The organism is Massilia cellulosiltytica (assembly GCF_047325105.1).
Taxonomy (GTDB): Bacteria; Pseudomonadota; Gammaproteobacteria; order Burkholderiales; family Burkholderiaceae_D; genus Telluria; species Telluria orientalis.
Window position 1 is genome coordinate 569,913 of record NZ_CP168562.1, and the last position, 17,887, is coordinate 587,799.

General features: G+C 64.1%; 16 protein-coding genes and 1 tRNA gene. 9 read left to right on the forward strand and 8 right to left on the reverse strand.

Features of this window, described 5'->3' with window-relative positions; translation table 11 throughout:
- The first annotated feature begins 142 nt into the window (after positions 1 to 142).
- From rpoD to ACEN9H_RS02640, 3 genes are all read left to right on the forward strand, one after another.
- Complete coding sequence (rpoD, locus tag ACEN9H_RS02630) at positions 143 to 2,353, forward strand: RNA polymerase sigma factor RpoD (RefSeq protein WP_413673671.1); 2,211 nt, start codon at positions 143 to 145, stop codon at positions 2,351 to 2,353.
- Between the two features lie 99 nt (positions 2,354 to 2,452).
- A tRNA-Ile gene (locus ACEN9H_RS02635) sits at positions 2,453 to 2,531 on the forward strand.
- 114 nt (positions 2,532 to 2,645) lie between these two features.
- Positions 2,646 to 3,848: a hypothetical protein gene (locus ACEN9H_RS02640; RefSeq protein ID WP_413673672.1), complete on the forward strand. Its 1,203-nt coding sequence runs from the start codon at positions 2,646 to 2,648 to the stop codon at positions 3,846 to 3,848.
- Between the two features lie 132 nt (positions 3,849 to 3,980).
- Here the strand turns inward: ACEN9H_RS02640 and ACEN9H_RS02645 are convergent, their stop codons facing one another.
- The 3 genes from ACEN9H_RS02645 to ACEN9H_RS02655 all read right to left on the reverse strand — a co-directional run bounded on the left by ACEN9H_RS02645 (position 3,981) and on the right by ACEN9H_RS02655 (position 7,367).
- On the reverse strand, positions 3,981 to 4,763 hold the full coding sequence (locus ACEN9H_RS02645; RefSeq protein WP_413673673.1) for a hypothetical protein: 783 nt from the start codon (positions 4,761 to 4,763) through the stop codon (positions 3,981 to 3,983).
- A gap of 143 nt (positions 4,764 to 4,906) precedes the next feature.
- The gene (locus ACEN9H_RS02650) at positions 4,907 to 6,301 is read right to left on the reverse strand and encodes an FAD-containing oxidoreductase (RefSeq protein WP_413673674.1); all 1,395 of its coding nucleotides are present in this window, start codon (positions 6,299 to 6,301) and stop codon (positions 4,907 to 4,909) included.
- 100 nt (positions 6,302 to 6,401) lie between these two features.
- On the reverse strand, positions 6,402 to 7,367 hold the full coding sequence (locus ACEN9H_RS02655; protein WP_413673675.1) for a helix-turn-helix transcriptional regulator: 966 nt from the start codon (positions 7,365 to 7,367) through the stop codon (positions 6,402 to 6,404).
- 79 nt (positions 7,368 to 7,446) lie between these two features.
- Between ACEN9H_RS02655 and ACEN9H_RS02660 the strand changes: the two genes are divergently transcribed.
- Positions 7,447 to 8,124 (forward strand): NIPSNAP family protein, encoded by a 678-nt coding sequence (locus ACEN9H_RS02660; RefSeq protein ID WP_413673676.1) that lies wholly within the window; start codon positions 7,447 to 7,449, stop codon positions 8,122 to 8,124.
- 10 nt (positions 8,125 to 8,134) lie between these two features.
- Positions 8,135 to 8,599: a DUF1579 domain-containing protein gene (locus tag ACEN9H_RS02665; protein ID WP_413673677.1), complete on the forward strand. Its 465-nt coding sequence runs from the start codon at positions 8,135 to 8,137 to the stop codon at positions 8,597 to 8,599.
- Here the strand turns inward: ACEN9H_RS02665 and ACEN9H_RS02670 are convergent.
- Positions 8,589 to 8,780: a hypothetical protein gene (locus ACEN9H_RS02670; protein WP_413673678.1), complete on the reverse strand. Its 192-nt coding sequence runs from the start codon at positions 8,778 to 8,780 to the stop codon at positions 8,589 to 8,591. The genes ACEN9H_RS02665 and ACEN9H_RS02670 overlap by 11 nt on opposite strands.
- Before the next feature lie 117 nt (positions 8,781 to 8,897).
- Here ACEN9H_RS02670 and ACEN9H_RS02675 point away from each other — a divergent pair, with 117 nt between their 5' ends.
- A complete protein-coding gene (locus ACEN9H_RS02675; RefSeq protein WP_413673679.1) occupies positions 8,898 to 10,256 on the forward strand; it encodes a GGDEF domain-containing protein in 1,359 nt (452 codons plus the stop codon).
- Positions 10,257 to 10,276: 20 nt separating this feature from the next.
- A complete protein-coding gene (locus ACEN9H_RS02680; protein ID WP_413673680.1) occupies positions 10,277 to 11,632 on the forward strand; it encodes a GGDEF domain-containing protein in 1,356 nt (451 codons plus the stop codon).
- A 14-nt stretch (positions 11,633 to 11,646) separates the two neighbouring features.
- On the opposite strand, the gene ACEN9H_RS02685 is transcribed toward ACEN9H_RS02680, so the two are convergent.
- A complete protein-coding gene (locus ACEN9H_RS02685) occupies positions 11,647 to 12,228 on the reverse strand; it encodes a DJ-1/PfpI family protein (RefSeq protein WP_413673681.1) in 582 nt (193 codons plus the stop codon).
- Positions 12,229 to 12,356: 128 nt separating this feature from the next.
- Between ACEN9H_RS02685 and ACEN9H_RS02690 the strand changes: the two genes are divergently transcribed.
- Positions 12,357 to 12,740, forward strand: coding sequence for a hypothetical protein (locus tag ACEN9H_RS02690; RefSeq protein ID WP_413673682.1), 384 nt, complete (start codon positions 12,357 to 12,359; stop codon positions 12,738 to 12,740).
- Between the two features lie 7 nt (positions 12,741 to 12,747).
- On the opposite strand, the gene ACEN9H_RS02695 is transcribed toward ACEN9H_RS02690, so the two are convergent.
- Genes ACEN9H_RS02695 through ACEN9H_RS02705 form a run of 3 tightly spaced genes read right to left on the reverse strand, consistent with a single transcriptional unit; the run spans position 12,748 to position 17,110 of the window.
- Entirely contained in the window at positions 12,748 to 14,613 is a 1,866-nt protein-coding gene (locus ACEN9H_RS02695; RefSeq protein ID WP_413673683.1) for a putative bifunctional diguanylate cyclase/phosphodiesterase, read from the reverse strand.
- Positions 14,610 to 15,098 (reverse strand): YfiR family protein, encoded by a 489-nt coding sequence (locus ACEN9H_RS02700; RefSeq protein WP_413673684.1) that lies wholly within the window; start codon positions 15,096 to 15,098, stop codon positions 14,610 to 14,612. Before ACEN9H_RS02700 ends, ACEN9H_RS02695 begins: the two co-directional genes overlap by 4 nt.
- Before the next feature lie 2 nt (positions 15,099 to 15,100).
- The gene (locus ACEN9H_RS02705) at positions 15,101 to 17,110 is read right to left on the reverse strand and encodes a TonB-dependent receptor plug domain-containing protein (protein WP_413673685.1); all 2,010 of its coding nucleotides are present in this window, start codon (positions 17,108 to 17,110) and stop codon (positions 15,101 to 15,103) included.
- Between the two features lie 283 nt (positions 17,111 to 17,393).
- Here ACEN9H_RS02705 and ACEN9H_RS02710 point away from each other — a divergent pair, with 283 nt between their 5' ends.
- Positions 17,394 to 17,840, forward strand: a complete 447-nt coding sequence (locus ACEN9H_RS02710; protein ID WP_413673686.1) for a glycine zipper 2TM domain-containing protein — start codon at positions 17,394 to 17,396, stop codon at positions 17,838 to 17,840.
- Positions 17,841 to 17,887: the final 47 nt, after the last annotated feature.

Here is a 17,887-nt window from a genome sequence, read left to right on the forward strand (position 1 = left end):
TGGGGCAAACAGTATGTGCCTGCAGCGTGATGTAAGGTAACAAAACTTTATCTTTAACCATCGTAAAGTGGTCGTTGTGACTTCGAAAGCGCCTGTGCCAACCAAGAAACCCGAAACCAAAGTGGCTACCAAATCCACCAGAATGTCCGCTAAAGTGGACAATTCGCAAGACAAGGCGGAAGCTCGCGTTGCGGGTGTCGCCCCAGTCAACCAGACGACCGATGCGGAAGCCCTCGCCGCAATCGATACGTCGGGCTACGTGCTGCCGGCCGTCAAGGTGCCAGGCCGCCGTGGCCGCAAGCCCAAGGAATTCACGCCCGAAAACGATGAAGTCGCCGCCCTGAACGCGGTCGAGCGCGCCGAGCTGAAAGCGGTCGACAAGGCCAAGGCCAAGGACCGCAAGGCCAAGGAAAAAGCGCTGCTGAAAGATGCGTTCTCGTCGGACACGGAAGCGAGCGAAGAGGAACTGGAAATCCGCCGCCAGAAGCTCAAGGCCCTGATCAAGTCGGGCAAGGAGCGCGGCTTCCTCACGTATTCCGAGATCAACGACCATCTGCCGGACAACATCGTCGATCCGGAAGCGATCGAAGGCATCATCGGCACGTTCAACGACATGGGCATCGCCGTGTACGAGCACGCGCCCGATGCCGAAACGCTGCTGCTGTCCGATAACGTCGCCACCGTCACCAGCGACGACGAAGCCGAGGCGGCCGCCGAAGCGGCGCTGTCGACCGTCGACTCCGATTTCGGCCGCACGACGGACCCCGTGCGCATGTACATGCGCGAGATGGGCTCGGTCGAACTGCTGACCCGCGAAGGCGAGATCGAGATCGCCAAGCGCATCGAAGACGGCCTGCGCGACATGATCCAGGCAATCTCCGCCTGCCCGGTGACGATCGCCGAGATCATCGACGCCGCCCGCCGCATCGAGCAGGACGAGATCAAGATCGACGAAATCGTCGACGGCATGGTTGATCCGGAAGAAGACGAATCGACGTCCCCGGCGGCCGTTGCCCCGGCGTCGACCGAATCCGACGACGATGAGGACGAAGACGAGGAAGAGGAAGAAGAGGAAGAGGAAGAAGAGGCGAACGCGGGTTCCGGCGCGGCCGGCTATTCCGCCGAACAGCTCGAACAGCTGAAGAACTCGGCCCTCGACAAATTCCGCGAAATCGAACAGCAGTTCGACAAGATGCGCAAGGCCTACGAGAAGCAGGGCTATAACTCCGACGGCTACGTCAAGGCCCAGGAAGCGATCTCGAACGAACTGCTCGGCATCCGCTTCACGGCCAAGGTCGTCGAAAAGCTGTGCGACACCCTGCGTGGCCAGGTCGACGAAGTGCGCCACATCGAGAAGCAGATCCTGGACGTGGCCGTGAACCGCTGCGGCATGCCGCGTGCCCACTTCATCAAGGTCTTCCCGGGCAACGAGACGAACCTCGACTGGGTCGACGGCGAAGTGAACGCCGGCCACGCGTACAGCGCGATCCTCGGCCGCAATATCCCGACGATCAAGGAACTGCAGCAACGCCTGATCGACCTGCAAGCCCGCGTCGTCCTGCCGCTGCCCGACCTGCGCAACATCAACCGCCAGATGGCGGCTGGTGAAATGAAGGCACGCAAGGCCAAGCGCGAAATGACGGAAGCTAACCTGCGTCTCGTCATCTCGATCGCGAAGAAATACACGAACCGCGGCCTGCAATTCCTCGACCTGATCCAGGAAGGCAACATCGGCCTGATGAAGGCGGTGGACAAGTTCGAATACCGTCGCGGCTATAAATTTTCGACGTATGCGACGTGGTGGATCCGCCAGGCCATTACCCGCTCGATCGCGGACCAGGCGCGCACGATCCGTATTCCGGTGCACATGATCGAAACGATCAACAAGATGAACCGGATCTCGCGCCAGATCCTGCAGGAGACGGGCGCCGAGCCGGACCCGGCCACCCTCGCGATCAAGATGGAAATGCCGGAAGATAAGATCCGGAAGATCATGAAGATCGCGAAAGAGCCGATCTCGATGGAAACGCCGATCGGTGACGACGACGATTCGCATCTGGGCGACTTTATCGAGGACAACAACACGCTGGCGCCTTCGGACGCGGCGCTGCACGCCTCGATGCGCGGTGTCGTCAAGGACGTGCTCGACTCGCTGACGCCGCGCGAAGCGAAGGTGCTGCGCATGCGCTTCGGCATCGAAATGTCGACCGACCACACGCTGGAAGAAGTCGGCAAGCAATTTGACGTCACGCGCGAACGCATCCGCCAGATCGAAGCGAAAGCGCTGCGCAAGCTGCGCCACCCGTCGCGCTCCGACAAGCTGAAGAGCTTCCTCGAGAACAATAGCGGCTGAGGCTTGACGGACCTACGCTAAAACAATATCCTCTCGCCACTTCGGCCGCTCCGTGACCGTAAGTGGCGAGTTTTTAGCGTCTTCGGATGTACCAGTTTCGGGCCTCTAGCTCATGCCTGGTTAGAGCAGCGGACTCATAATCCGTTGGTGCCCGGTTCGACTCCGGGGAGGCCTACCAATACAATCAAGAACTTGCGCCATTTTGACAGAACAATTCAGTTCCGAAAAATGGCGCGAGTTTTACAAATTCTTGGCGTAGCTACTCGTCAGCCAAGTCAATTACCTCGCTAAAATGTCGCACAGTCTGTCTAACAAGGCCGCGCGTGCGGCTGCCAAAAAAAAGCTGCTCCATGCATTTTCTAAGTCAACTCTGCTTCAGGGGGTAGTGCCAGTTTGGAACGACGAGTACGGTGACTTCAAAGCTGAAATTCTGAAATCAAATCCAAATTGGCTTCGGGCCGAGGATATTGATACAGTTATAATTTTGAGCTATTTGGAGGTGCGGGGTGATGAGAGGCTAGAGGGCTCTTTGCCAGATATTCACACCCGCGAATTTCTGGATGACCTTGCAGAAGCAGTAATCGACGCTGTAGCGGCTCCAAACGATTATTGGTTCCACTTCCCATTGCCTCAGATTGCCCTCGACGAAGATGTCGAGTTGAGTGACTCAGTAATACTATATAGACACACAGAACCTGTTCGTGGATCGTTGTTAATCGACGAGATAGTTGAAAAAACTAGCGTGGTTTTGAGAGTGCGTGGTACTGGCTTCGTGTTCACGGGGCGCACGCATAGTGCCTTTGTGGATGCAATTACCAAAGTGAAGTGGGTATTACAAATCGCTTCTTTGTACAGTTTTGTGCGAAGGTCGCCCAAAAAGAAGAATGCATTACTCTCGCTAGTTGGCGGCCTAGAGCAAACACCTATTTACGACGCGTCATGGGCAGCAGTTAAGCCAAGACCACTCGCCGCAGGCAAAGTCCAGTTGGGGCTTGGCCTGTCGAAATATTTATCGGAGCTCACGTTTACAGATGATGAGTGGACTAAAACTAAGTCCGAGTCGCTGCAACGCTACGTGGGGAAAGTGTTTAAAGCAATCAGTGATTCAGTTGCTATAGATAACGTGAAATCTATTCGGCGGTCGCTCGAATGGGCGTTTGATGCTCAACTAGATGAGGATGAGCATATGCGGTTTATGAAAACTTGCATTGGGCTTGAGGCTGCAATTTCAGAGCAAAATGATGCGTTGGGAATTACCGAGCAATTGGCTGATCGATGTGCATTTTTGCTTAATAAAACTGCGGTTTCTCGGCAGGAAACGCGTGAAACAATGCGAAAAATTTATAAACTCAGATCGAAACTTGTCCACGGCGCAGCGGCTGGGCTTACAGGTTCGGAGCGAAATTTGGCAGTAAAAGCTGAAAGAACCTTGGAAAAGGTTCTTTCTACAGAGTTAAAAGCGGTAATGGAATGGTATGGTGCGCGCAAACAGTAGGTGGGCAACTTATTTCGTTGGTGTTAGCAGTTTCCTTTCCGATGCCGAACATGGTTTGACTCCGGGGTTATTGCCAGTCCACAATGAATCAGGGGCTTGCGCGACATCCGCCAAGCCCCTGATTTTTTGGTCTCAATGCCCCAGCAGCATCTTCGCGACCGGTAACCACGCCGGCCACAGATACAGGCTGACGTGCGTGACTTGCCAGCCGAAACTCCAGACCAGGCCCATCACGTAGGCCGGATGCAACCGCCCGCGGGTCAGCAGGTCGTGCACACCGATGCCGAGCGCGAGCATGTCGTTGGTCAGGTGCAGGATCAAAAACGTCGCCCAGAAACTCTGTCCCCAATAGCCGAACGGATAGGCGGCGCTGATCGTACCGCCCAGCCAGCGCGCAAAGCCCGCTGTGCTCAGTTGCAGGATCGCCAGCATCATCAGGCGCTTGTGTGCCGCTACCCGCTTGCGGAGAACGATGCCCGCCACACTCAGGCCAACGAAACCAATCAAATCACCCAGTTGCACGCTCAGGAATGCGGGATCGCTGTGCGGCTTGCCGAACTTCAGGTTTTGTATCGTATAAGCCGTCAGCGGGCCGACGATGGCGAGCACGCCCACACCGAATGCCATTGCGATGCCCAGGCGCCGGTGCAGGGCGGGCTTCCCCGCGCGAACGAGCAGGATTTGCGCGGTGAACGCGACCAGCCATGTGGCGAACACGGCGGAATGCACGTGCAGGATCATGGGGTAGGGCGGGTCATTGTTCGCGATATGCTGCGCGATCTCACGACCGAAGCCGAGCAGCATCCCGATCCAGATCAGCGTGATATAGATGAGAAAGAGCGAACCGTCGGCAGGGTGGGTGGGTGCGAATTCCAGGCGTGTCCGTAGCGGTTTGGCGGCTGCATCTGAAAACATCGTGCGTTCTCGTTCAACGAAAGTTGAATGGAGTCTGGCCGACCAGCTGTTCGGGTGGCAATTACAAAAACGCCCAGGAGCGTCAACATTTTTGATGCAACTTATGCATGGGAAATGCGACGCCAGCGCAGCGGCGCCACCCGTCAGCCGCCGCCCGCGTGCGGCGCGTCCAGTTCGCCGGCGATCGTGGGAATCAGCTCGGATACGGTCGGGTGGATCGCCACCACGTGGGTCAGCTGTCGGCTGGTCATCCCGGCGGCCATCGCGGCCAGCACCATGTGCACGGCCTCGTCGCCGCCGGGGCCGAGGATGGCGGCCCCGAGGATCTCGTCCGTCTGCGCATCCGCGACGATGCGCATCGAGCCCTGGGACTCGCCTTTTTCGACGGCGCGTCCCACGCGTGTCATGGGCCGCTTGCCGACGCGAACGGTGCGGCCCTGCGCCAGCGCCTGTTCCTCCGTCATGCCGACGCGTCCGAGGGGCGGGTCGATATAGAGTGCATAGACGGGGATGCGGTCGTTCAGCGAGCGCGACTCGCCGTCCAGCAGGTTGGCGGCGACGATCTCGTAGTCGTTATAGGCCGTGTGCGTGAAGGCGCCGCGCCCGTTGCAGTCGCCCAGCGCCCAGATGCCGGGGACGTTCGTCCGCAATTGCTCGTCGACCTCGATATGGCCGTGCGGACCGGTGCGGACGCCCGCCTTGTCGAGGCCCAGGTCGTCCGTGTTCGGCACGCGGCCGGCCGCCACGAGGATGTGGCTGCCGACGGTCTGCTCCTTGCCGGCATGCGTGATCACCGCGCCGCCTTCCGGATGCGGGCGCACCTGGATGCATTCCGCGTCCAGCTTGAACACGATGCCCTCGGCTTCGAGGATGGCGCGGATCTCGTCCGAGACGTCGCTGTCCTCGCGCGGCATGAGGCGCGCGCCGCGTTCCACCACCGTGACCTGCGAACCGAAACGGCGGAACATCTGCGCGAACTCCAGCCCGATGTAGCTGCCGCCGATGACGACCAGGTGGCGCGGCAGTTCGCGCAGCGTCACCATGTCGCTGCTGCTGAGCCAATCGACGTCGCCGAGTCCTTCGATGTTCGACGCGGAAGCGCGGCCGCCCACGTCGAGGAAGATCTTGTCCGCCTCCAGCAGCCGGTCGCCGACCCGCACCGTGCGCGCGCTCTCGAAGCGCGCATGGCCGTGGATCAGCGTGCAGCCGGGCAGGCCGGTGATCCAGCGCTCGAGTCCCGCGCGGCTCTTGTCGACGATGGCGCGGGTCCGGTCGTTCACGGCCGCCATGTCGACCACGGGCGCGCCCGGGATCGTCACGCCGTATTCGCCGGCCCGCGCGGCCAGCCGGGCGACGCGGGCGCTCGCCACCATCGCCTTGGTGGGCGTGCAGCCGACGTTCACGCAGGTGCCGCCCACGGCACGGCGCTCGATGACGGCGACGGTCATGCCGGCCGTTCCCAGGCGGTTGGCCAGGGCGGAGGCCGCCTGGCCCACGCCGATGATCACTGCGTCGAATCGTTCGGTGACGGCTGGCATGGCTGTTCTCCTTGTCGGCGCCGGCGCGGCTGTCCGGACGGTGTTCCATTGTAGGACGTTCGGCCGGGCGGCCGGCACTGGCCGGATTGCGGGGGACGTGTCAGCACCCATACATCGCCGACTGGCACCGCAACCTGGAGACGATCGCTTTCCTGAGCCTGGCCGGCCCCGTCACCTCCACGTCCGGCGCCAGCCGCAGCAACTGGCCGGCCCCGTGCTCGACCGACTCGACCGGAATCCGCAACGCCACCCGCCCATCCCCCCGCCGCGACGGCCGCGCTTCCGCCACGGCACGGGCAACGGCGGCATTCAGGTAGCGTAGATGCTTGAGCCCGGCCGGCGTCGCCAGCACGTCCGCATGGTCCATATACAGCTCGGCCTCGAAGCGCGCGACCGACGCCGCCCAATAACGCCCCAGGTCGAACCGTGCCGGCCGTTTTACGCGCTGCTCCAGCTTCGCCGCGCGTTTCACGTTCGAGATCCGGTACGTGCGCGGCTTGCCGTCCGCCGCGGCGACGAGATACCACGCACCCGCCTTCAGCACGAGCCCCAGCGGATGCACGACCCGCTCGACCTCGTCGCGCCAGCTCTCGTAGTGCATGCTCAGCTGCGTGTCCGTCCAGAGCGCGTCGGCGACGACCGCGAGGCACGGTACCGCATCCGCCTCGCGATACCAGTCGACCGGATCGAGGTGGAAGCGCGACTGCATCTTCTGCGCTTCCGAGCGCGACGATTCCGGCAGCGACGTCAGCAACTTGAGTTGCGCGCCCTGCAGCGGCTTGTCGAGGCCGAGGTCGGCTGCGGGGCCGGCCAGGCCGCTGAGGAAGACGACCTGCGCTTCGGCCGGCGTCAGGCCGGTGAGTCGCGTGTTCCAGCCGTCGAGCAGGCGGAAGCCGCCGGTGCGGCCGCGCTCCGCGTAGATGGGCACGCCGGCGGCGGTCAGCTGGTCGATGTCGCGGTGCAGCGTGCGCACAGAAATTTCCAGCGCCTCGGCGAGCGCGGCGGCGCTCATGGTGCCGCGTGTCTCGAGCATCATTTGGATGGAAAGCAGGCGGCTGGCGCGCATGGTGCGGCGAAATATATGACATCAGTTGGCAGATATTCTATTCGATACTGCCGGCATCGACATCAACGAGGAGCCCACCATGCCACCGACACATCCCCAGGTTGTCGAACTGCGCCAGTACACGCTGCGCCCACAACAGCGCGATGCGCTGATCGAGCTGTTCGACCGCGAATTCGTCGAGTCCCAGGAAGCGGAAGGCATGAGCGTGATGGGCCAGTTCCGTGACCTGGGCGACCCGGACCGCTTCGTCTGGCTGCGCGGTTTTGCCGACATGCCTTCGCGTGCACGCGGCCTGCAGGGTTTCTACGGCGGTCCGGTCTGGGCGGCCCATCGCGATGCGGCGAACGCGACCATGATCGATACCGACGACGTCCTGCTGCTGCGCCCGGCGTGGCACGGTGCCGGTCTGGCGCATGATCCCGCGCGCAGGGCAGAGGGCGCGGGCGGCTTGGTCGCCGTCACCGTGTTCACCCTGAACGATGCCGCGAGCCCGGCGCTGCTCGAGGTCTGCCGCGAGCGCATGGCGTCCGTTCTGCAAAGCGACGGGGCGCTGGCGCAAGGCTGGTATGTCACCGAACCGAGCCCGAACAATTTCCCGCGGCTGCCCGTGCGTGAAGGTGAGCATGTGCTCGTCAGCGTGGCCGTGTTCAAGGAGCTGATCGAACGGCACGTGACGCCGGCCCTGTCGCAGTGGCTCAAACGGCCGCCCCATTCCATGAAACTTGCGCCGACAGCCCGCTCGGCCATCCATGCATAAGGACCCCACCATGAACGATTTCGATTTCCTCGTCGGCCACTGGACGGTCCGCCATCGGCGTCTCAAGGAACGCCTCGTCGGATGCACCGAATGGGAAGAGTTTGGCGGGACATGTTCCCTGCGACCGCTGCTGGACGGCCAGGCGAACGTCGACGACAACGTGCTGGAGCTGCCGTCAGGCACCTATCGTGCGGCTTCGATCCGCGCCTACGACCCGGCGACGCAGCGATGGTCCATCTGGTGGCTCGACAGCCGCCAGCCCCATGACCTGGGCGTCCCGGTCGTCGGCGCGTTCAAGGATGGCGCCGGCACCTTCTTCGCCGACGACACCCTGAACGGCCAACCGATCCGTGTGCGTTTCCTCTGGACGGACATCACGGCCGCGAGCGCCCGCTGGCAGCAGGCGTTCTCGAAGGATGGCGGCGCGACGTGGGAAACGAATTGGGTCATGGAGTTCGAGCGCGCTATTTCTTGAACATTCCGCGCAGCAGGCCGTCCACGACGCCGTCCCCGGCAAACGCGTGCTCGCCCACCATCGACGCACCGTCCGGCAGCCGCCGCGCATCGGTCTTGTTCGGCCGTTTGAGACTGCCGCGGTTCGGTGTCGGGGCGGTTTTCAGATTGGGGTCATTTCGCGTCAGCAGGACGACGTCCAATTTGTTCGCCATTCGTACCAACTGATACCAATTGGCAACACTGCTTTTCAGTTTGATTGCATGCACCTAAACGGTGAGGTATCTTGCTGTATCGCAAGAATCTCTAAAAATCTCACCATGTCGGTGCCCTCCACTGAAACCTCGCTGCAGCCCCTGGTTCGGCTCCTCGGCTATGCCCGCTATGTCTTCGCCGGCTTGCTGCTCATCACGGTCGTCCTGCTCGTATGGCAGCGCTATGGCATGGAAAAGGTTGTCGAGTTGACCGGCGATCACTTTCCGCTGTGGGTAGAGGACGACCGGTCGGGCGGTGGTGCTTCTGTCGCCTCGCTCGAGCGCAAAGGGCAGGACCTCATCGTGCACTGTCATATCTCGTCGAAGAGCCCATGGCCGTACTGTAAGTTGAGTTTCAATTTCCTCAAGGGGGAGAAGGGCATGGACATGTCCCCTTTCGACTTCTTGACCATCGAGGGGCGATATGCCGGGCCGGGGGCGTCGAAATTCGGCCTGGTGCTTGCGGACATCGAAGAAGGGATGACCCGCCTCGACCAATGGCAAACCTACAAGATCAACCAGATCGATGCGCTCGACCTGCCGCCCGATGGCAAGGTCTTCGTGATACCGATCAAGTGGTTTGGCGTGGCGCAGTGGTGGAAAGACATGACAAAGCCGACGCTGGCGCATTCCGCGGTCAATGTCGACAACGTCGCGCGCGCGGAATTGATGATCAATGGCGGCGGCAAGGAAGGCGAGCACGTCTTCACCCTGCACGCCCTGCGCCTGCACGGCAAGATGATCAGCCGCGACACGCTGCTGATGTGGATCGTGGCCGCATGGGTATCGTGCGCCGTCGGCTGGCTGGCGATCCTCACGCTGTCGCTGCGCTCGCAACTGCGGGACAGCCGGGCGGCCGTCGCGCTGCTCCGGACGGTCAACAAGGCGCTCGAACTCGAAGCGCGCGACCTGGCGGGGCAGGCGCACATCGATCCGCTCACGGGCGTGCTGAACCGGCAGGGCCTGCGGGCGGCGCTGATGAGCACGTCGAGCCTGCTGGCCGATCCGATGGCCGTGATCTTCATCGACATCGACCACTTCAAATCGATCAACGACACGCACGGCCACGACGTGGGCGATGATGTCCTGCGCAAGTTCGCCAACGTCATCGCATCCGGCATCCGTTCGTCCGACCGCCTCGTGCGCTGGGGCGGCGAGGAATTCCTCATCGTCTGTCCGATGACCAATGTGTTCCAGGGACGAATTCTGGCGGAAAACCTGCGCCATGCGCTGCACCAGCAGGCGTGGCCGGTTGGCCTGCGCGTCACGGCCTCGTTCGGCGTGGCGCAGCATCACGAGCGCGATGAAGTCGGTGTCGTCATCAAGCACGCCGACGAAGAGCTGTATCGCGCCAAGCAGGGCGGCCGCGACCGCGTTTGCGCCTATGTTCCGTCCGACATGATCGCGAACGCCGAGGCGGCCTGACGTCATCGCGTATAACGATCATGTCCACGTCCATCGCCTCGCTTCAGCCGTTAGCCCGTATCGTCGGCTATGCCCGTTACGTGTTCGGCGGACTATTGCTGCTGACGATCGTTCTGCTCACCTGGCAGCGCGTCGGCATGGAGCAGGTGGTCGAGCTGACCGGCGATCATTTCCCGATCTGGATTGAGGATGATCGCAGCAGCAGCGATGGCGGCGCTTCGGTCGGGTCGATCGAAAAGAATGGGCGCGACCTGGTCGTGCATTGTCATATCGTCCCAAAGTACGGATGGCCATATTGCAAGCTCACGTTCAATCTTCTCAAGGGGAATGTGGGTATGGACATGTCAACGTTCGATTACATGACCATTGACGGACACTATTCCGGAACCGGGAACCCAGGCTTCAGTCTGGCCCTGGCCCAGGTCGAGGAAGGGTTGACGCGGCTCGACCAGTGGGAAACCTTCAAGGTCCACCAGGTCGATAAGCTCGATTTGCCGGCCGACGGCAAATTGCGGATTCCGCTCAAATGGTTCGCCGTGGCACCCTGGTGGAAGGACATGGCCAAGCCGTCGATGGAACACGCGGCCGTCAATGTCGACAATGTCGCGCGCGTCGAGTTGCTGATCAGGGGCGATGGCAAGGACGGCGAGCACGTGTTCACGTTGCGCCGACTGCAGTTGCACGGCAAGGTGATCGCCCTGAATACATTGCTGATGGGGCTGGTGAGCGCCTGGGTGCTGTGCGCCGTCGGCTGGCTGGTGGCCGTCACGCTGTCGTTGCGTACGGAATTGAAGGACCGGGAGGCGGCCATCGCCTTGCTCAAGGAGGTCAACAAGGCGCTCGAGCTCGAGGCGCGCGACCTGGCCGGGCAGGCGCACATCGATCCGCTCACGGGTGCGCTGAACCGGCAGGGCCTGCGTGCGGCGCTGATGAGTACGTCGAGCCTGCTGGCCGATCCGATGGCCGTGATCTTCATCGACATCGACCACTTCAAATCGATCAACGACACGCATGGCCACGACGTGGGCGACGATGTCCTGCGCAAGTTCGCCAACGTCATCGCATCCGGCATCCGTTCGTCCGACCGCCTCGTGCGCTGGGGCGGCGAGGAATTTCTCATCGTCTGTCCGGTGACCAACGTGCACCAGGGACGGACGCTCGCGGAAAACTTGCGCCGTACGCTGCACCAGCAGGCGTGGCCGGTCGGCCTGCGCGTCACGGCGTCGTTCGGCGTGGCGCAGCACCACGAGCGCGACGCGGTCGGCGTCGTCATCAAGCACGCCGACGAGGAATTGTATCGGGCCAAGCGGAGCGGCCGCGACCGCGTGTGCGCCCATATTCCAGGCGAGACGACCGCGCCCGCCGAAGCGGCCTGACGTTACCGCGCGAACTACAGCACTATGTCGGTCCCGAGCCGCTTGAGGAACTGCGCGATCCATTGCGGGTGCGCGGGCCAGGCCGGGGCGGTGACGAGGTTGCCGTCCGTGACGGCCTGGTCGACCGGGATGTCGGCATATTCTCCGCCGGCCAGCTTGACCTCCGGCGCGCAGGCGGGATAGGCCGACACGCGCTTGCCGCGGATGACGTCGGCGGCCGCCAGCAGCTGGGCGCCGTGGCAGACAGCGGCGATCGGCTTGTCGGCGTGCGCAAAGCCCCGCACCAGCGCGATCACCTGCGGATCGAGGCGCAGGTATTCCGGCGCGCGGCCGCCCGCGATGACGAGGGCGTCGTAGTCGTCCGGGTTCGCCTCGGCGAAATCGGCATTCAGCGCGAACTGGTGGCCGGGCTTTTCCGTGTAGGTCTGGTCGCCTTCGAAATCGTGGATCGCGGTCTTGACCTTGTCGCCCTTCTTCTTGCCGGGGCAGACGGCATGCACCGTGTGGCCTACCGCCAGCAGTGCCTGGAACGGCACCATGGTTTCGTAATCTTCCGCAAAATCGCCGGTCAACAACAGGATCTTTTTCGCTGCCATCGTGTGTTCTCCTTAAGTAGTTCCCTAGGACTTGCCGTGACAAGATACCATCGTCGCGCGGGCGCCGTAAGGCTTGATGTTCGGCACGGTTTGTTGCCGGAATCGGACCCGCAACAATGGAGCCCTCAATGACCGTGGATGAACTGAAATCGCTCGCCGACGCATCGGCCGCCGTGACGCAGCTGTGTGCGTGCGCCATCGACACCTACCGGGAATGGACGCGCGTACCGGTCGATTTCCCGGAGTCGCAGATGCGCACCGTGGGCACGCTCGTGGCCGACCCGTACGGCGAGCCCACGTTCGCCGAGTACCACCCGGACGGCACCACGAACTGGTCGCCGGAGGCGCCCATCGCGCCGCGCCACTATCCGTACAACCGCGCGCAGGTCGCGCAATGCACCGTGTGCGGGCGCTGCGCGTTGCGCTATGTGGAGGCGGGCGGGTATTACGTGGAGCCGCGGATCCGGTCGCTCGATCCGCGCCTGATCGTGGACGTGCCGGCGCCGGATTGAAAGCGGCTCAGGCCGCCGGCACGCATTCCTCGAGCACGCGCGCACGCAGGGCCGCCAGCGGCAGCGGGCGCGCCAGCAGATAACCCTGCACGTAGTCGCAGCCCGCCTGGCGCAGCCATTCGAACTGCTCGGGTTCCTCGACGCCCTCGGCGACCACGGTCAGCTTGAAGCCGTGGGCGAGGGCGATCACGGCGCCGGCGATCGTCGTGCCGGACGTGGGCAGCAGGCGGACGAAGCTGCGGTCGATCTTGAGGTGGTTGATCGGGAAGGTCTGCAGGTAGGCGAGCGACGAATAGCCGGTGCCGAAGTCGTCGATCGACAGACGCACGCCCAGCGCGCGCACGTTGTGCATGAATTCGACGGCGCCGTCCAGGTCTTCCATCAGCATGCTTTCCGTGAGCTCCAGCTCGAGCCGGTCCGCGGGCAGGCCCGTGTGCGCCAGCGTGCTTTCGACGACGCCGATGAAATCCTTGTCGCGCAGCTGGCGCGCGGAGACGTTGACGGCCATGCTGAGCCACATGCCGGTCTGGCGGTACAGCGCGACGGCGTCGCGGCAGGCGCGGTCCAGCACCCACTTGCCGACTTCGACGATCAGGCCGCTTTCCTCGGCGATGGGGATGAATTCCGCCGGCGAGATATACCCCTGGTCCGGATGCGGCCAGCGCAGCAGCGCTTCCACGCCGACCATCTTGCGCGTGCCGCAGGCGTATTGCGGCTGGTAGCACAGTTCCAGCAGGCCGGCCTCGAGGTGGCGGCGCAGGTCGCGTTCCAGGCGCGCGCGCCGCTGCGTGGCGAGGATCATGTCGCGCTCGAACAGGGCCACGTTGTCGCGGCCCTTGCCCTTGGCGCGGTACAGGGCGGCGTCGGCGTTGCTGAGCAGTTCGCTCATCGTGTGCGCGTCGTCCGGGAACACGCAGGCGCCGATGCTGGCCGTGGGCATCACTTCGATCCCCTCGACCTGCAGCGGCTGGCGCAGCGCGGCCACGATGCGCTGGCCCACGCGTTCCAGCTCGGCCGGATCGTCGAGCGGGGCGACGATGACGGCGAATTCGTCGCCGCCGATGCGGCCGATGCGGTCGCTGGCGCGCGCCGTCGCGCGCAGCCGGCTGGCCACCTGTTGCAGCAGGCGGTCGCCGGCGGCGTGGCCGGCCGTGTCGTTGACGACCTTGAAGTTGTCGAGGTCGATCAAGAGCAGGCCGATGCGGCCGCCGTCCTCGGTGCGCATGGCGATTTCGAGCTCCAGCGCCTCATAGGTGCAGCGGCGGTTCGGCAGGTCGGTCACGGTGTCCGTGTAGGCCAGGTGCTTCAGCTGCGATTCGGCGCGGCGCATGCGTGCCTTGGTGCGGCGCGTGAGCATGGACGTCGTCACCAGCGCGCCCAGCGAGGCCAGGGCCAGCAGGGCGCCGTAGCGCAGCAGGCCGTTGCGGATGCCGACCGTGTCGGCCGTCAGCACGACCCGGCCCAGCGCCATGCCGCGGTAGCGGATGGGCCGCGCGACCGAGAGCGGCGTGAACAGCGTCCAGTCGCGCAGCAGCGACGGCAGCTCGTCGACGGCGCCGTTGCGGTAGGCGGCGAATTCGACGTCCTGGCGGTCGTACACCGTGGCGGCGGCGAGGAACGACGAGTGACGGAACGAGCGCAGCATCTCGTGCGCCGCGTCCTGGTCGTGGAACATCAAGGTGGCCGCCACGTTGTCGGCGATGATCGCGGCCTGCACGGTGAGGTCGTCGGTGAGGTTGCGGCGCAGCGCGACGAACTGGTAAGCGAGCAGGATGCAGCAGGCCACGCCGAGCGCGGCGGCCGCGGCCAGCAGCTGGCCCATGCCGAGCATGCGGCTCAGTTCTCCGGGGCGGCGCGCCGTCGTCGGGTTCATAACACGTTCCTCGCCAGGCGCAGCAGGTGGGAAGAAAAGCGCAGGCCGCTCTTCGCCGCTTCCTGCGTGTCGATGTCGAAGCGGATGTGTTCATCGTCTTCGACGAGCGTGATGGCGGCCTTGCCGCCGGCGCCGTCGCGCACGACGAGCACGCCCGCCGACAGCAGCGCCGGCCGCTCCATCGAGCGCGCCAGCACGGCGATGTCGCAGTGCGCGGCTTTTGGATGCGCCAGTTCGGTCACGGTCCAGGGACGGCCGTTGATCGGCTTGCCGTTCAGGGCGCTCAGCGCGGACCACAGCGGATTGTCCGGACTCGCGCATACGAACAGCGGTCCCTTGCCGGCGGCATCCGGCCAGGTCGTGAACATCGCGAAGTTGAAAATGTACGCCGCCTTCAGGTCCTTGCCCTCGACCTGGGCGCGGCAGGCGCCGGCTGCCAGGCCCAGGCCGGCCACGATCGCCAGGAAGGAGAGGGCGCGGATCATCGTCAGAACCGCCAGTCCAGTTTCGCGGCCAGCGTGCGGCCTTCGCGCGCGAGCGTGGCCTGCACGAAGGCGGGGCCGGCCACTTCGGCATAGCGCTTGCCGGTGGCGTTGTAGGCGCTGAGCGACAGCTCGGTGCGCGGCAGCAGCTGCAGTGCGGAGAGCGTGACGTTGGCGACGCAGTAGCCGCCGGCCGCGCCCTGGTCGGCCAGGCGCCTGCCGCTGCACTGCAGCTCGGCGCCGACGCGGCCGCCGCGCCAGCCCAGCGGCGCCGTGAGGTTGGCCTTGGCCAGGTGGCGCGGCGAATCGATCAGGGGCACGCCGCCGGTGCCGCGTGCCAGCTGCCAGGAATAGCTGGCGCGCAGGCGCACGGCGCCGAAGTCGCGGTCGAGCGCGGCTTCGAGGCCGCGGGCATCGGCATGGTCGATATTGCGGAAGATGAGCATGTCCGTGGCCGGGTCGAGCTGTTGGCTGATCAGGTCGTCCACTGCGTAGCGGAACAGGGACAGCGTGGCGTGGCCGCCGCCTGCCAGGACGTGTTCCAGCACCAGCTCGCGCGTCGCGATCTTTTCCGGGCGCAGGTTCGGATTGGGGAGCATGCCGCCGGCCATCTCCGGCAGCGCGTAATACATCTCGTAGGCGTTGGCCGCGCGGAAGGCGCTGCCCGCGATCAGCTTGACGGTGTCGGTCGGCGTCGCCTTGTACACGACGGCCACGCGCGGGCTGAAGCGATGCATGTCCGGGTCTTCGCGGTCGTCGTAGCGCACGCCGGCGTTGACGAGGAAGCCCGCCGGCAGGCGGATCTCGTCTTCCACGAACACGGCGCGGCGCATCGCGTCGCGGTGGTCCTGCAGCAGCAATTCGTAGGGCTGCTGGTTGTAGTTGTACTGGTCGCGGTGCGCGTCGCGTCCCAGCTCGGCGCCGATCACGATCTTCTGGCCCGGCAGGTTCGTCAGGGTCGCGTGCGCGCTGGCTTCGTACCAGCGCGCGTGGGCGCCGTCGACGTTCTGGCGGACCACGCCCTCGACGTCCGGATACCAGCCTGGCCCCTCGTAATCGGCCTGGCCCGACTGCAGCTGGACCGCGAGCGCCAGCGCGGGCGCGAGCTGGCCGTTCCATGCGGCGCCGATGATCGTCTGCGTGTCGCGTGTCTGGTTCGGCGCATTGAACACGGCGCCGAAGGATCCGGTCGGGATGCCCTTGGTGCGCGCGACGTGGCTGGCCGACAGCGTCACGCCGCCAAAGCTGCCCTTGACGAGGAAGTTCTGGGCGCGGTCCCAGTCGAGGTGGCGGGCGACGCCGTTGTTGGTCGCGGGGGTGTCGAACTCCGGGTAATACAGGTCGCGGCCCGCGCGGTTGAAGGCGCTGGCGGACAACAGCAGGTCGGCGCCGTTCTGGCCGTGCCAGCCGTAGCTGGTGCGGGCCTTGCGCTCGCCCTGGCCGGCCGCGGTGACGGCGCCCTGGACGCCGGACAGGCCGCTGCCGTCGCGCGTGACGACGTTGATCACGCCGAACAGCGCGTTCGAACCGTACACGGCCGAGCCTGGACCGGGCACGAATTCGATGCGCTTGACCACGTCCATGTCGATCAGGCCCTCGGTGCCGATGAGTGCCTGGTCGTACACGGCGTCGTTGATGCGCATGCCGTCGACCAGCAGCAGGAAGCGGCTGTTGTAGTCGCCCGGACGCAGGAAGCCGCGCGCGCCCAGGTACGTGTAGTTGCGGTCGCTCGTCACGTACAGGCCGGGCAGCGTGGCCAGCGCGTCGGCCAGCGTGCGCCAGCCATGGTCGCGGATGTCGGAAGCCGTGAGCACGACCACGGACGACGGTGCGTCGCTGATCGGCTGGGCGAATTTCGATGCGGCCGTCACGACCCGCATCTGCATCAGTTCCTCGAGGGGGATCGTGCTCAGCGTGCGGATGTCGCCGGTTTCCGTGTCGGTGCCGGCGAGCGCGACGGTGGGCCAGGCCAGCACGGCGGTGCAGACGATGACGGACAGGGTACGTGACGACATGGACGTGGACATGGGATGACAAAGGCCTGCGGTAACGGCCCGTCTTCTGTAAATTGTTTCAAATAATCACATGTCAGTACTATAGAGAAACTTTCGCAGCATGGCATCGAAAAGTTGCATCAAAAAGACAGAATAACGCATTTATGGCAAGCATCATTCCATATTGCACCAAAAATGGACGGTTACACTCGCTTGCAATTGATACTGTTTCACTCTTTCCACATTGGAGCATGACCGTTACTCTGTACACATATTTGTTACAACGATATGTAAGGGGAACACCATGCAAGCATTCGCTATCCGTCACACCGCCCGTGCCGCCCTCGTCGCCGCGATCCTCGCCGCGCCATTCGCAGCCCAGGCCGCACCCGACCACCATGCGCGCGCCGAAGCGCAATGCCGCAACTGCGCCACGGTGGTCTCGAACCATACGTACAAGCGTGAACCCGAGCGCGCCAGCGGCGTCGGCGGCGTGGGCGGTGCAGTCGTCGGCGGCCTGCTGGGCAACCAGGTAGGCAGCGGCCGCGGCCGCACCCTCGCCACGGTGGCGGGCGCGGTGGGCGGCGCCTATGCCGGCAACCGCATCGAGCGCAACATGAAGGCGGAAACCTATACGGACGTGCGCGTGAAGATGGCGGCCGGCGGGTACCGTACCTTCACGGAGAAGGGCGTGCCGCGGTTCCGCAATGGGGAGCGCGTGCGTGTGCTGGATGGGCGTCTGGTGCGCTGAGCGTCGCGGTACGGAACCTCAAACCGTCGTTCCCGCGCAGGCGGCAA

Excerpts from the sequence above, each read along its gene's own strand:
- rpoD (WP_413673671.1), top strand. The coding sequence starts at position 143 with ATGTCCGCTAAAGTGGACAATTCGCAAGACAAGGCGGAAGCTCGCGTT.
- ACEN9H_RS02640 (WP_413673672.1), top strand. The coding sequence starts at position 2,646 with ATGTCGCACAGTCTGTCTAACAAGGCCGCGCGTGCGGCTGCCAAAAAA.
- ACEN9H_RS02645 (WP_413673673.1), bottom strand. The coding sequence starts at position 4,763 with ATGTTTTCAGATGCAGCCGCCAAACCGCTACGGACACGCCTGGAATTC.
- ACEN9H_RS02650 (WP_413673674.1), bottom strand. The coding sequence starts at position 6,301 with ATGCCAGCCGTCACCGAACGATTCGACGCAGTGATCATCGGCGTGGGC.
- ACEN9H_RS02655 (WP_413673675.1), bottom strand. The coding sequence starts at position 7,367 with ATGCGCGCCAGCCGCCTGCTTTCCATCCAAATGATGCTCGAGACACGC.
- ACEN9H_RS02660 (WP_413673676.1), top strand. The coding sequence starts at position 7,447 with ATGCCACCGACACATCCCCAGGTTGTCGAACTGCGCCAGTACACGCTG.
- ACEN9H_RS02665 (WP_413673677.1), top strand. The coding sequence starts at position 8,135 with ATGAACGATTTCGATTTCCTCGTCGGCCACTGGACGGTCCGCCATCGG.
- ACEN9H_RS02675 (WP_413673679.1), top strand. The coding sequence starts at position 8,898 with ATGTCGGTGCCCTCCACTGAAACCTCGCTGCAGCCCCTGGTTCGGCTC.
- ACEN9H_RS02680 (WP_413673680.1), top strand. The coding sequence starts at position 10,277 with ATGTCCACGTCCATCGCCTCGCTTCAGCCGTTAGCCCGTATCGTCGGC.
- ACEN9H_RS02685 (WP_413673681.1), bottom strand. The coding sequence starts at position 12,228 with ATGGCAGCGAAAAAGATCCTGTTGTTGACCGGCGATTTTGCGGAAGAT.
- ACEN9H_RS02690 (WP_413673682.1), top strand. The coding sequence starts at position 12,357 with ATGACCGTGGATGAACTGAAATCGCTCGCCGACGCATCGGCCGCCGTG.
- ACEN9H_RS02695 (WP_413673683.1), bottom strand. The coding sequence starts at position 14,613 with ATGAACCCGACGACGGCGCGCCGCCCCGGAGAACTGAGCCGCATGCTC.
- ACEN9H_RS02700 (WP_413673684.1), bottom strand. The coding sequence starts at position 15,098 with ATGATCCGCGCCCTCTCCTTCCTGGCGATCGTGGCCGGCCTGGGCCTG.
- ACEN9H_RS02705 (WP_413673685.1), bottom strand. The coding sequence starts at position 17,110 with ATGTCGTCACGTACCCTGTCCGTCATCGTCTGCACCGCCGTGCTGGCC.
- ACEN9H_RS02710 (WP_413673686.1), top strand. The coding sequence starts at position 17,394 with ATGCAAGCATTCGCTATCCGTCACACCGCCCGTGCCGCCCTCGTCGCC.